The 13,048-nt window shown below is 70.6% G+C and carries 11 protein-coding genes; 7 read left to right on the plus strand and 4 right to left on the minus strand.

Features of this window, described 5'->3' with window-relative positions:
- Positions 1-13 precede the first annotated feature (13 nt).
- Positions 14-394, plus strand: coding sequence for a hypothetical protein (locus JW030_RS00555; RefSeq protein ID WP_206348593.1), 381 nt, complete (start codon positions 14-16; stop codon positions 392-394).
- 13 nt (positions 395-407) lie between these two features.
- Positions 408-2,387 carry a M13 family metallopeptidase gene (locus JW030_RS00560; RefSeq protein ID WP_188045888.1) on the plus strand — a complete coding sequence of 660 codons (1,980 nt, stop codon included), beginning with the start codon at positions 408-410 and terminating at the stop codon, positions 2,385-2,387.
- Positions 2,388-2,436: 49 nt separating this feature from the next.
- On the opposite strand, the gene JW030_RS00565 is transcribed toward JW030_RS00560, so the two are convergent.
- Positions 2,437-3,072, minus strand: coding sequence for an NAD(P)H-dependent oxidoreductase (locus JW030_RS00565; RefSeq protein ID WP_188045887.1), 636 nt, complete (start codon positions 3,070-3,072; stop codon positions 2,437-2,439).
- A 66-nt stretch (positions 3,073-3,138) separates the two neighbouring features.
- Between JW030_RS00565 and JW030_RS00570 the strand changes: the two genes are divergently transcribed.
- Entirely contained in the window at positions 3,139-3,729 is a 591-nt protein-coding gene (locus JW030_RS00570; protein WP_188045886.1) for a TetR/AcrR family transcriptional regulator, read from the plus strand.
- Positions 3,730-3,812: 83 nt separating this feature from the next.
- Here the strand turns inward: JW030_RS00570 and JW030_RS00575 are convergent, their stop codons facing one another.
- The 3 genes from JW030_RS00575 to JW030_RS00585 all read right to left on the minus strand — a co-directional run bounded on the left by JW030_RS00575 (position 3,813) and on the right by JW030_RS00585 (position 8,681).
- Complete coding sequence (locus tag JW030_RS00575; RefSeq protein WP_188045885.1) at positions 3,813-4,793, minus strand: rhodanese-related sulfurtransferase; 981 nt, start codon at positions 4,791-4,793, stop codon at positions 3,813-3,815.
- A gap of 178 nt (positions 4,794-4,971) precedes the next feature.
- The gene (locus JW030_RS00580; RefSeq protein ID WP_188045884.1) at positions 4,972-6,615 is read right to left on the minus strand and encodes a hydantoinase B/oxoprolinase family protein; all 1,644 of its coding nucleotides are present in this window, start codon (positions 6,613-6,615) and stop codon (positions 4,972-4,974) included.
- A gap of 8 nt (positions 6,616-6,623) precedes the next feature.
- Positions 6,624-8,681 carry a hydantoinase/oxoprolinase family protein gene (locus JW030_RS00585; protein ID WP_188045883.1) on the minus strand — a complete coding sequence of 686 codons (2,058 nt, stop codon included), beginning with the start codon at positions 8,679-8,681 and terminating at the stop codon, positions 6,624-6,626.
- Between the two features lie 206 nt (positions 8,682-8,887).
- Here JW030_RS00585 and JW030_RS00590 point away from each other — a divergent pair, with 206 nt between their 5' ends.
- The 4 genes from JW030_RS00590 to JW030_RS00605 are packed head-to-tail and all read left to right on the plus strand — an operon-like array spanning position 8,888 to position 12,988.
- Positions 8,888-9,679, plus strand: coding sequence for a polysaccharide deacetylase (locus JW030_RS00590; protein WP_206348594.1), 792 nt, complete (start codon positions 8,888-8,890; stop codon positions 9,677-9,679).
- The gene (locus JW030_RS00595) at positions 9,679-10,449 is read left to right on the plus strand and encodes an SDR family NAD(P)-dependent oxidoreductase (protein ID WP_188045882.1); all 771 of its coding nucleotides are present in this window, start codon (positions 9,679-9,681) and stop codon (positions 10,447-10,449) included. The genes JW030_RS00590 and JW030_RS00595 overlap by 1 nt, the downstream gene beginning before the upstream one ends.
- On the plus strand, positions 10,446-11,201 hold the full coding sequence (locus JW030_RS00600; protein ID WP_188045881.1) for an SDR family NAD(P)-dependent oxidoreductase: 756 nt from the start codon (positions 10,446-10,448) through the stop codon (positions 11,199-11,201). Before JW030_RS00595 ends, JW030_RS00600 begins: the two co-directional genes overlap by 4 nt.
- Positions 11,202-11,257: 56 nt before the next feature.
- The gene (locus JW030_RS00605; RefSeq protein WP_188045880.1) at positions 11,258-12,988 is read left to right on the plus strand and encodes an ABC transporter substrate-binding protein; all 1,731 of its coding nucleotides are present in this window, start codon (positions 11,258-11,260) and stop codon (positions 12,986-12,988) included.
- Positions 12,989-13,048 lie beyond the last annotated feature (60 nt).

Here is a 13,048-nt window from a genome sequence, read left to right on the forward strand (position 1 = left end):
CGGCAGGCATGCAATGGAACCGGAGATTCAGGAGGGCTCGGGGGCGTCCCGCCCGCGGCGCACGCTGCTGTGGGCCGGGGGCGCAGCCGCTGCCGCGCTGACGGTGGGGGCGCTCGCCTGGTGGAACTGGCCGGCGCCGGGCGTGGCGGACGTCACGATCCTGGGGGTCGACTACACGACCAACATGGAGGTCGAGGAGCACGGCGGATATGTCTACGTCACCGTGCCGGTGAACTCCGACCCGCGCTCGGTGGTGGTGGAGGTCGGCAACGCGGGAGACGACCAAGAGATCCGTGAGTTCCTCGATGGCCTCGACACGCTCGTCCCTGGCGAGCACGTCGTCGAGCTGCGAGCGTCGAACCTCCACTTCATCGTGGACGGTCTGGCCGAATAGATAGGGTGGTCGCATGACCGCAGCCACCACGCCCTCCTCCGGAATCGACCTCGCCGAACTCGACTCGGCCGTCCGCCCGCAGGACGATCTGTACCGCCATGTCAACGGTAAGTGGATCGAGCGGACCGAGATTCCCGCCGACAAGGCGCGCTACGGCTCGTTCGCGGTGCTCGCCGAAAACGCCGAGGACGCGGTCCGCGAGATCATCACGCAGACCGAGGCCCCGGCCGCCGGTGCGGGCAGTGCCACGGAGGCCGAGAAGGTCGCCGCGCTGTATGCGAGCTTCATGGACGTCGAGCGGGCGGATGCGCTCGGCGCGGACCCGATCCTGGGCGATCTCGCCCGCGCGCTCGCGGTGGGCTCGGTTGCCGAGCTCGTGGCGCTCGTCGGCGAGCTCGAGCGCGAGGGCCTTGGCGGGTTCTACGGGATGTTCATCGACAACGACCCGGGGGATCCGAACCGCTACATCGCGTTCGTGATGCAGGGCGGGCTCGGCCTGCCCGACGAGTCGTACTACCGCGAGGAGCAGTTCGAGGAGGTGCGCGGCCAGTACCTGGCGCACATCGAGCGCATGCTCGAGCTTGCGAAAGTTCCGGGGGCCGCCGAGAAGGCCGCGCTGAGCTACGATCTCGAGCGCCGCATCGCCGCGAGCCACTGGGACAAGGTTGCGAGCCGCGACATCCAGAAGCTGTACAACCTGCGCGACTTCGCCGGGCTGCAGGAGATCACCCCGCAGCTCGACTGGAGCGCGTATCTGAGCGCGATGGGCGCGCCCGAGGGCGCGTTCGCCGAGGTCGTCGCCGGCCAGCCCGACGCGCTTGCCGGCCTCGCCGCGCTGCTGGTCGAGGACGAGCTCCCCGCCTGGCGGGCCTGGCTCGCCTGGGCCCTCGTGCGCTCCTCCGCCTCGTTGCTGTCGCAGGAGATGTCGCGCGCGAACTTCGAGTTCTATGGCACTGCACTCACCGGCGCGACCGAACAGCGCGACCGCTGGCGCCGCGGCGTCTCGTTCGTCGAGGGATCGATGGGCGAGGCGGTCGGCCGGCTCTACGTCGAGCGCCACTTCGACGAGTCCGCGAAGGCGTCGATGGACGTGCTTGTGGGACACCTCATCGAGGCGTACCGCGAGTCGATCCAGGAGCTGGACTGGATGGGGGCGGACACGAAGGTGCGCGCCCTCGAAAAGCTCGACAAGTTCACCCCCAAGATCGGCTACCCCGTGAAGTGGCGCGACTACTCCGCGCTCGAAGCGGACGCGGGCGACCTCGTCGGCAACTCGCGGCGCGTGGCCGTGCTCGACTTCAACCGCGAGCTCGGCAAGCTCGGGCGTCCGATCGACCGCGACGAGTGGTTCATGACGCCGCAAACCGTGAACGCGTACTACAACCCGGGATTCAACGAGATCGTCTTCCCCGCGGCGATCCTGCAGCCCCCGTTCTTCGACAAGAGCTGGGACGACGCGGCGAACTTCGGCGCGATCGGCGCCGTTATCGGCCACGAGATCGGCCACGGCTTCGACGACCAGGGCTCGCGCTACGACGGCGACGGCAAGCTCACCGACTGGTGGACCGAAGGCGACCGCGCGGCGTTCGAGACGCGCACCAAAGCGCTCATCGACCAGTACAACGCGCTCTCGCCCGAGGGTGCCGACGGGCAGACAGTCAACGGTGAGCTCACGATCGGCGAGAACATCGGCGACCTCGGCGGCCTCGCGATCGCGTGGCGCGCGTACCTGCGCTCGCTCGCCGGCGCCGAGTCGCCGGTGATCGACGGGCTGAGCGGAGCCGAGCGCTTCTTCCTCTCCTGGGCCCAGGCCTGGCAGCAGAAGTCGCGTCCCGAAGAGGTCGTGCGCCTGCTCACGATCGACCCGCACTCGCCCAATGAGTTCCGCTGCAACCAGATCGTCGCGAACCTCGAAGCCTTCCACGAGGCGTACAACACGCAGCCCGGCGACAAGCTCTGGCTCGATCCGGCCGAGCGCGTCTCGATCTGGTAGCGGCGGCTGGCGGCCCGGATCCTGCGCAGGATCGCGGGCGCCGGGCAACCTAGGTGCGTTGAGGCTCGCTCTGCAGGACCGCGGAGCGGGCCTTTGGCGTTTCATCCGGGCGCCCCGCATCGCGCTGCCGGTCGCCCGCGCCGATGCGCTCGGACTTTTCGAGCCAGCGGCTGATTTTCCCCTCGCTCGCGGCGCCCACCCCCATGAAGCGGTGCACGCGGAACGGGCGCACGCCGCAGAACTTCAGCGTTCTCCGGCCAATCTGTGCGGCGGCGGGCGTGCCCATGAATGGCAGTGCATAGCCTGGGGTGTCCGAGAGGAGCAAGAGTCGCCCGCTTCGCCCCGCGAGGAGGCCCCGCGGGAATCCGAGCGGCGTCATCTCGTACTCCTCGTGCGGAAGTAGGGCGCGGTCGAAGAATCCCTTGAGCAGTGCGGGCGCGGATCCCCACCACATGGGCGACGCCACGACAATCCGGCTCGCCGCGTGCAGCGCCTCCCGGGCGTCGGCGAGATCCGGCTCGATCGGGATCCGTCCTCGGTAGCCGAACCGGAGGTTCGGGTCGAAGTCGAGTTCCCGCAGCCGAAGGAGGCGGGCGTTGCCGTTGCCGGCGACGTACCGCTCGGCCATCGCCGCGGTGAGGGACTCAGGGTTCGGGTGGTCGTCGATGACGAGTGTGGAAGTCATGTTGCCTGCAATCTTGGCACTGTCTATTTCAGGTGGACAGTGTCAAGATAGGGAAGAATGTTGCTCGTGTCAAGTTCCCAGGGGTCGTACCACCACGGCAGTCTCGCCCGAGCGCTCGAGGACGCCGCGATGCAACTACTCGAGCGCATGCCGGCGCCGGAGATCAGCCTGCGCGAGGTCGCGCGCGCGGCAAACGTCAGCCACAACGCGCCCTACCACCACTTCACCGACCGAAAAGGGTTGATTCAGGCGCTCGCCGAGCGCAGCATGGCAGATCTCGTTGACGCGGTGCATGCCGCTGTGGCCGCGGGTGGCAGTGCGCAGGAGGATCTCTTCGCCGGAGGGGTCGCGTACATCCGCTTCGCGGTCGATCGCCCACACGCGTTCAACGCGGTCTACGACCCGACCGTGTGCATTCCTGGTGCGCCCACTGAGCGGATGGCGCCGCTCATCGACGATCTCGCCGTGACGCTCGGCCAGGCCGTCGCGGCCGCGGGGCTTCCGGAAGAGGACGACGCGCGTTCGCTCTGGGCCACCATTCACGGCCTCGGCACGCTCAGCGCTGCGGGCCACTTCTCGGTGGACGAGGCGATCTCGGCGTACGCGTCGGCGCTGAGCCGCCTGCTCGGGGTGCACGAAGACTCACCCGGGGTGTGAGGCGGCCCAAGTGGTTGACCACCGTGCGCACGATTGCGATTCGCGCGCGGGAAGCGGATGCGCGAGCGAGCGCTGGAAGCGCGTTAGCCCGTCTGCGCTGCCGATGCCACGGCCGCGGGACTCGCGTCGACGGAGCCCCCGTGCTCGGTGCAACGTGCATCGGCGTGCTCTGCGCACGTGACGAAACGCGCGCGGCACGACGGGTCGGCGCAGTTCTGCAGTGTCGATGACGGGGTGGCGCAGACGGCGCAGCGGCCGAGCACGGCGGCGTTCGGTGCGAAGTCCAGCGCCTCGCGCCCGTCGAACACCGCGAGCGAGCCCTCCCAAAGCCCGTCGTTGCCGAAGGCCTCGCCGTAGCGGACGATGCCGCCGTCAATCTGGTACACCTCGCTGAAACCGCGCTTGATCATGGCGGCAGAGAGGATCTCGCAGCGAATGCCGCCGGTGCAGTACGTGACGACGGGGCGATCCTTGATGTCGTCGAAGGCTCCCTGCTCGATCTGCTCGATGAAGCCGTGTGTGCTCGACACCTCGGGCACGACGGCGTCCTTGAACCGACCGATCGTCGCCTCGTACGCGTTGCGGCCGTCGAAGAAGACGACGTCCTCGCCGCGCTCGGCCACGAGTTCGTTCACCGCCTCCGGGCTCAGGTGCACGCCGCCGCCGACAATGCCGGCCGCGTCGACCTCGGTTTCGTCGGCCAGGCCGAAGGCCACGAGCTCGTCGCGCGCCTTCACGCTCAGGCCGGGGAAGTCGGTGATGCGGCGCCAGGGCGCGCGTCGGTCGATCCCGTGCAGCGGCTCGGCGGCGTCGTCCGCGAAGCCCGTCCCCTCGCTCCACTTCACCTCGAGCCCGGCGAAGGGGCCGTACTCGCGGGTGCGCCGGAGGTACTGCTTGCAGGCGTCGATCTCGCCGCCCACGGTGCCGTTAATGCCGTGCTTCGAGACGATGATGCGCCCGCGCAACCCGAGCGATTCGCAGAGCTCGCGCTGCCAGAGACGCACGGCCTCGGGGTCGGCGACGGGGGCAAACGTGTAATACAGCAGGATCTTCGGGTCGCTCACGGCTTCAATCGTACGGGCGGCGCCTGCGTGAACGCGCCGGATCCTGCCCCACCTCTCGCGAGTCCCGCCCCTCGACCTTGCGCAAAGGGCTGCCTCACCTGTCGTGAAGGGGCCTTTTGCGCAAGGTCGCTGGGGGAAGAGGGGAAGGGGAAGAACAAGGAAGAGGGGCAGTGCGGGGCTAGCCCAGGCGGCCCTCCGCGCGGTCCCACGCGGCGAGCTCAGCGCTCCGCAGAGCAGGATCCCCGAAGCCGCCGCCGCCCGCGGTCTCCACGCGGACGACCGTGCCCGGGGCCAGCAGTCGGGACGTCTTCCGCGGGGTGTCGAGCACGGTCCCGTCCGGGCCGAGCACCGTGATCGTCGTCGCCTGGGCGACCGCGCCGCCCGACGCCCCCTCGGGGGCGAAGCGCGCGTCGGTCTGCTCGGCATAGAACGTCACGTGCTGCGGGTGCTCGAGGATCTCGTACTCGCGGCGCAGCCCGAGGCCGCCGCTGTGCTCGCCCTGGCCCTGCGAGCCCGGGATGAACTCGGTCTTCAGGATGCGGATGTTGTAGTTCGTCTCGACCACCTCGGTCGGCATGACGCCCACGTTGGACATGTAGGTGTCGACGCCGTCGAGCCCGTCCGAGCCGGCGGTGCCGCCCGTGCCGCCGCCGACCACGTCCGCCATGACGGCGGGCAGCCCGGTCGAGGGGTTCGTCGAGCCCGCGTTGAAGCTGAAGAAGCTGACGGAGCTCGATGCGACCGCGCGGTCGGGCCAGATCTGCTGCATCGCGCGGATGAGCGTGTCGGCGAGGCGCTGGCACGTGTTGTGTCGGATGGACACGGCCGCCGGCGGCAGCGGGTTGATGACGGTGCCCTCGGGCGCGATCACGTCGACCCGGCGCAGCAGGCCGTCGTTCGATCCGATGCCGGGGGCAACCACACACCGCACCGCGTAGACGAGGCCGGCGCGGGCGCTCGCCCACGGCACGTTCATGGCGCCCGCGGTCTGCGGGTCGGACCCGGACAGGTCGATGTGCAGCCGGTCGCCCCGCTTCTCGATGCGTGCGTGGATGCGGGTGGGCGGGCCGTCGCGGCCGTCGTCGTCGAGCGAGCCCTCGGCCTCGCCCACGCCGTCGGGGAGCGCCGCGAGCGCGTTCTGCACGGCGAGCTCGACCACGTCGAGCATGCGCACCATCACGGCGAGCAGCGTCTCGGGGCCGTAGAGCCGGGCGAGCTCCTGCACCCGCTCGTCGCCGAGCTGGCAGGCCGCGCGCTGGGCGCGCAGGTCGCTGAGCGTGCTCAGCGGGTCGCGGAAGTTCTCGGTGAGCAGCGCCACGAGGTCCTCGTTCTCGACGCCGGCGATGGAGAGCCGGATCGGGGGCATGACGACGCCCTCGCCGTACAGCTCGGTGAGCTCGGGGCCTTCGCTTCCGGGGTTCACCCCGCCCACGTCGATGTGGTGCGCGGCGGTGCCGGCCCACGCCGCGAGGGTGCCGTCGAGGTAGATCGGCGTGACGATGTTCACGTCGGGCAGGTGCATCGCGCCCTGGTACGGGTGGTTGCAGATGAAGGCGTCACCCGGATTGATGCGCCCGTCCCACTTCGTGAGCACGGACTTCACCACGAGCGACATCGCCCCGAGCTGCGCCGGGATGTAGTCGGCCTGGGCGACGAGGTCGCCCTCGGCGGTGAAGAGCGCGCACGAGAAGTCGTCCATGTCGCGGATGATCGGGCTGTAGCTCGAGCGCTTGAGCAGGCTGCCCATCTCTTCCGCGGCGGAGAGGAGCGCGGCGGAGGCGACCTCGAAGGTCACCGTGTCGATTTCAGGAGTCAGAGACATGATGCGGTTCAGGCCTTTCGTGAGTGATCGGTGACCACGAGGTCGAGGGTGCTGAGCGCTTCGACGCTCTGGCCGGGCAGCAGCACCGTGGTGGCGTCCATCTGCTGGATGATCGCGGGCCCCGTAAACCGGGCCCCGGCCGGGATGCGTGCGCGGTCGATCACGGGGATTTCTGCAGGATCGAAGCCGGGCAGGCGTACCTCGCGCCGGGCGACGATCGCCGACTCGGGCAGCTCGCACGCGGCGACCTCGACGGCCGCCTCGTCGGCGCGCTCGATCTCGCCCGTGGAGGCGAGGCGGACCGTGACGATCTCGACCGGCTCGCCCAAGTTGCTGTGGCCGTAGCGCTCACGGTGCACCTCATGGAACTTCGCGGGCAGCTCGGCGAGCTGCTCGGGGGACCAGCCGGCGACGGGGATGTTGAGCTCGAAGCCCTGTCCGCGGTAGCGGCAGTCGACCGACGCCTCCTCGCGGATCCGATCCTCGGGCACGCCGTCCGCGAGCAGCTGCTCGCGAGACTCGGCGCTCGTGGACGCGAACCAGGCTATGAGTTCGTTTGTCGCGGCGTCACCCGCGGGCAGCAAGATGGTCTGCGAACGGTCGCTGCGGAGGCCAGCGACGAGCAGCCCGTCGGCAGCGAAGAGGCCTGGGCGCAGCGGCAGGATCGCCTGCTTGAGCTCGAGGTGGCGCAGCAACAGACCCGTGTGGAGGGGGCCCGCCCCGCCGAAGGGCACGAGCGAGAACTCGCGCGGGTCGAGGCCGCGCTCGACGCTCACCTTGCGCAGGGCGCGCACCATGTGGGCAAGGCCGATCGCGAGGATCGCCTCCGCTCCCTCCTCGACCGAGAAGCCGAGCGGCTCGGCAATTCGCCGCACCGCGGCCACCGCGAGCTCGCGGTCGAGGGTGAGCCCGCCGGCGAGCTCGCCCGTGCCGAGGGTGCCGAGCACCGCGTGGGCGTCGGTGATGGTGGGTTCGACGCCGCCGCGGCCGTAGCAGGCGGGCCCGGGCACGGCCTTGGCCGATGCGGGGCCGACGCGCAGACGCCCGGTCGTATCGATCCAGGCGATGCTGCCGCCGCCGGCGCCGATCGTGTGAATGTCGACCGAGGGCGCGAGCAGGGTGTGATCCTGCACCTCCTGGAGCGTGGTGAAGGGGATCTGGCCGTCGCGGATCAGGCAGACGTCGGTCGAGGTGCCGCCCATGTCGAGGCTGATGAGGTGCGGCTCGCCAAGCGAGCGCGCGAGGGCCACGAGGCCGGCGACGCCGCCCGCGGGGCCCGAGAGCACCAGGCGGTGGGCTTCGGCGCCCGCGCGCTCGGCAGGGACGGACCCGCCGTTGGACTGCATGACGAGGAAGGGGGCGTCAACGCCGCTGTCCGCGAGCGCACCGGCGGCGCGCGTGAGGTAGCGCTCGACGAGCGGGCGCAGGGCCGCGTTGATGCCGGCGGTCGCCGTGCGCGGGTACTCGCGGAACTCGCGCGCCACCTCGCTCGAGAGTGTCACCGGCAGCTCGGGGAAGGCTGCGCGTAGGGCGTCGCCGACGCGCTGCTCGTGGCCGTCGTTGAGATAGCTGAACAGGAAGGAGACCGCGATGGCCTCAGGCGCTGCCTCCCGGATCTCGGTGATGAGGTCGGAGAGCTCAGTCTCGTCGAGCGGCGTGAGCACGCGTCCCGCGGAGTCAAGGCGCTCGGTGAGCTCGAAGCGCAGCGCGCGCGGCACGAGCTCGGCGGGGCGCCGCGGCGTGAGGCTGTACACGTCGGGCCGGTTCGACTGCCGGTAGCCGAGGACGTCGCGGAACCCGCGGGTCGTGACGAGCGCGACCCGGGCCAGGTTGCCCGTGAGGGTTGCGTTCGTCGCGACGGTCGTGCCGTGGCACACGAGCGAAACCTCGTCGCGCGGCACGCCCTGGGCGGCCAGCGCGTCGACCGCGTTGCTCAGGCCTCGGGACGGGTCGTCGGGCGTCGAGGCCACCTTCGCCTCCCGGATCGCGCCGTCACTGCTCCGTGCAATCGCGTCGGTAAAGGTGCCGCCGGCGTCGATGCTGATGGTCCACTGCGTGGGGCTCACGGTGGGTCCTTTCTCCAGTCACTCCCGGCAGCTTCGCCGGAATACCTCCGAGTCTGTGCTGCTTCCGCCGCGATTGACTCCGCTATCCGACGGATCTCTCTGCCGGATCCTGCCCGGGGCGAGACGCCTGGGTACGTCGAATGACGGATGCCCGCCCCACGGCGCGGCCGGAAGAGTGGACTTCGCACGAGGATGTGAAAGGGCAAATGATGACGATGTGGCCGGACGGGTACTCCTTTGGGGCGACCGTGAGTTTCGATTTCGACGCCGAGGAGGTCTGGATCGGCGAAGACCCCGAGAACGAGAGTCGGCCGGGCGTGCTGTCGCAGGGCGCCTACTCGCCCAAGGTGGCGATCCCGCTCATCCTCGCCATGCTCGAGCGCCAGGGCATCACGAGCACGTTCTACGTCCCCGGCCGCGACGCGCTGCGCCACCCCGGCCGCGTGCGCGAGATCCTCGCCGCGGGCCACGAGGTCGGTCATCACGGCCACTCGCACCAGTCCCCGACGCTGCAGAGCCGCGACGAGGAGGCGGCCGAGATGCGGGACGGCCTGGCCGCCCTGCAGGGCCTCGGCGCGGATGTCGTCGGGTACCGCTCGCCGTCGTGGGACTTCAGCCCCAATACGCTCGACCTGCTCGAGGAGCACGGTTTCGCGTACTCGTCGAACCTGATGGACGACATCCGTCCGTACCGGCACGAGGGCCGCCCCCTCGTCGAGGTACCCGTGTCGTGGATGCTCGACGACGCCCCCCACTTTTGGTTCGCGTCGGACACCTGGCAAAAGACCATCCGATCCGCCGCCGAGGTCGAGGCGCTGTGGCTCGAAGAGATCGAGGGGATCGCGGCGCTTGGCGGCCACGTCATGCTGACGACCCACCCCCAGTTCATCGGCCGCCCGGGCCGCCTGCTCATGCTCGAGCGGGTCATCGAGCGGATGCGCGAGATGGGCGCCTGGATTGCACCCACCCGCGACGTGGCCGACCGAGTGGTCGCCTAGTGGGGGCCGCACGGCCGGTCGTGATCGTGACCGGCGCGGCCTCGGGCATCGGCCGCGCGATCGCCGAGCGCCTGCTCGCCGACGGCGCGCGCCTCGCGCTCTGCGACCTGGACGCCAGCCTGACCGAGACCTTTGCCGCCGAGATCGCGAGCGGCGACGTCGTCGCGCGTGTCGGCGACGTGTCGGCGGATGGCGAGGCGGACGCGCTCGTCGGGGCGGCGCTCGCCGCCTTCGGCCAGCTCGACGGCCTCGTGAACAATGCGGCGACGGGCGGGCCCGGCGCCGAGGTCAGCACCCTGGACCTCGACGCGCTGCGCCGCACGCTCGACATCAACGTCGTCGCGCTCGTCGCCCTGGTGCAGGCCGCGACCCCCGCGCTCACGAGGGCGGGCGGCAGCATCGTCAACCTCGGTTCGGTGTTCGCCACCGAGCCCGTCCGCGCCGGCGGCGCGTACTGCATGAGTAAGGGCGCGGTACACACGCTGACCCGCGTGCTCGCGATCGAGCTCGGCGGCGCTGGGGTGCGGTGCAACACGGTCGCCCCCGGCTACATCCTGACGAAGATGCACGAGGACGAGGTCGCCGGGCAGGCGGCCGAGCTCGGCATCGCGGTTGATGAGCGCTTCGCCCAGCTGCGCGCCGAGGTGCCCCTGCAGCGTCACGGCACCCCCGCGGACATCGCGGGCGCGGTCGCCTGGCTGCTCGGCCCGGACTCCGCCTACGTCACGGGCCAGTCGATTCCCGTCAACGGCGGAATCCAATTCTCGTGAGCGGCGACGCGGTGGACGGTACCCGGGGCCTGGTCGTCTCGGGGGCCCACCCCGAGATTGTCGACGCGGTGGCGGCCCTCGCCGTCGAGCGCGGCTGGCGGGTCGCGGTGCTCTCGGACATCGCCTGCCAGCAGGATCTTCTCGGTGCCGGCTTCGATATGGAGGGCAACGCCGAGCTCGCGGTCAACCTCAGCGACCCGTCGTCCATTGAGTCGGCGTTTGCCGGCATCACCGCGCAGTGGGGCCGCGCGCCCGACGCCGTCGTGCACTGCACCAACCCGTCGCACACGGCCGCGGCCGTGACCGAGTCGGCGAGCGAGTGGGACGCGAACCAGGCCGATGAACTGCGGGCCGCCTTCCTCGTCGCCCAGGCGGGGGCGCGCGAGATGCTGCGCCTGCGCGGGGCCCGCGCCGAGCTCGGCAGCGTCGTGTTGGTCGGCTCGCTCGCGGGCAGCCGCGGCTCGATCCGCTCCTCGGGTGTCTCGCGGGCGACCGCCGACGGGGGACTCGTCGGGATGACCCGGCAGCTCGCGGTCGAGTGGGGCGGCGACGGCATCCGGGTGAACGCGGTGCAGGCCGGAGGCCTGGATCCTGCGCTGCGCAACAACCCGGACTACCTGGCCCGCGTGCCGCTTCGCCGCGCGGCCGCCCCGCGCGAGGTGGCGGAAGTATGCCAATTTCTCGTGAGTGAGGCATCCTCATACGTGACGGGTGTTGTGCTGCCGGTAGATGGGGGCCTGCTGGCGGCGTGAGACGGGTAACTGGTTCTCTCGGGAACCCCGATTCAATACATACATAAGGGGGCAGGATGCAGGATCGACTCGCGATTGAGCAGGTGGTTGACCGCTCGACCCCGCTCGAGTCGTTGCCCCGCGAGGTGCCGGCGCAGCTGTGGGAATACACCCAGGCCTTCCTCCGCGTCGAGCGTCGGACCGTCCGCTTCATGTGGCGCGACGGCGACCGTTGGCTCGACGTCACCCTGGTGCGCGGCGAGACCACCGGCGGGGCGCGCGCGCTGCCGCGCGTCTCGGTCCGGATCAACGAGGCCGAGATGCCTCGCGGGATCACCGCCCGCGAGTTCGACGTCCTCACGCTGGTCGCACTCGGGCTGACGAACGGCGGCATCGCCGAGCGCCTCGGCACCTCGGCCCGCACCGTCTCGACCCAGATCGAACGGCTGCTCGGAAAGCTCGGCCAGGGCACCCGCGGCGGGCTCGCGGCGCTCGCCGTCGACGTCGGCCTGCTGCGGCTGCCCCTGCCGGGCGGCGCCCCCGAGGCGGGCGGGATCGGCGTGGCCGAGCTCGAGCTCGCCCACCGCTCGAACGCCTCGCACGGCCTCAGCCCCATCCGCGCGAACGAGGCGGACCGCGCCCCGATCCTGCTCGGCATCGTCATTCCGAAGGACGTCGGGGGCGACACGGAGCAGATGCTGCACGGCGCGCTGCTCGCGGTCGACGAGGTCAACGAACAGGGCGGCCTGGGCGGGCGGCAGATCAAGGTCGTGCAGGCGCCCGTCGAGATGTTCGGCTGGGAGAGTGTGCGCGCGGGTCTGCAGTCGCTCTTCGACGCCGGTGTCGACGCCATCGTGACGAGCTACGTGAGCGCCGAGCACCCGGGTTTTCTCGAGCTCATCGCCGACTACGGCCGGCCCTTTTTGCACACGGCGACGTTTGACGCGGACGTGCTGCGCACCGAGGCCGAGCCCTACCGCTACGGCGCGATCTTCCAGACCTGCGCGTCAGAGGTGCACTATGCCCCGGGCATGCTGCGCTTCGTGCAGGCGCTCGAGGCCTCGGGCAAGTGGACGCCGCGCACGCACCGGGTCGTCGGGATCGAGCAGGCCTCGATCAGCATGCGGCTTTCGACGCCCGCCTTCATCGAGACGGCGAACGCCTGTGGCTGGGACGTCGCCCGCACGATCGAGACCCCCGCGGGCGCGACGGACTGGGAGCAGGTCATCGCCGAGGCGAACGCCGTCGAGCCCGACGTGCTCTTCGTCGCGAACTACCTCGAGGACGAGCTCGTCGCGTTCCAACAGGCCCTCTTGCGCGACCCCATCCCGGCCCTCGTCTACAGCGTCTACGCGCCGTCCATCCCGTCCTTCGCCGAGCGCCTCGGAGCCCAGGCCGAGGGGATCGTCTGGTCGACGACGACCGGCACCTACGACGACGACCTCGGCCGCCGCTTTCGGCGCCGCTACCGCGAGCGCTTCGGCGCCGACCCCGGCTGGTCGCAGGCCGGCGCGGCGTACGACCAGGTCCGGGTGCTCGCCGCGGCGTGGTCGTCGGTCGACGCCCGCAACGTTACCGAGGTCACCCGGTACATCCGGCGCTGGCCGCACCGCGGCGTGAACGGGGTCTACTACTTCGGAGAGAGTGGTCACGCGCCGCTGCTCTACCCCGACACGACGAACGACGCGGCGCTCAGCCAGGCCCACCTCGTCTACCAGATGCGCGGGCGTGAACAGGTGCTGCTCGCCCCCGAGCCCTTCGGCAAGCTCAGCGACTTCCGGCTGCCTCCCTGGATTTCCACGGTGTAATCCGTCATTTGACGCATGACGCCCGGGCTCCGGCGCGATTGCATGAGTATTGATGGCCGC

This window comes from Leucobacter sp. CX169 (genome assembly GCF_017161405.1).
In the GTDB taxonomy this organism is placed as follows: Bacteria; Actinomycetota; Actinomycetes; order Actinomycetales; family Microbacteriaceae; genus Cx-87.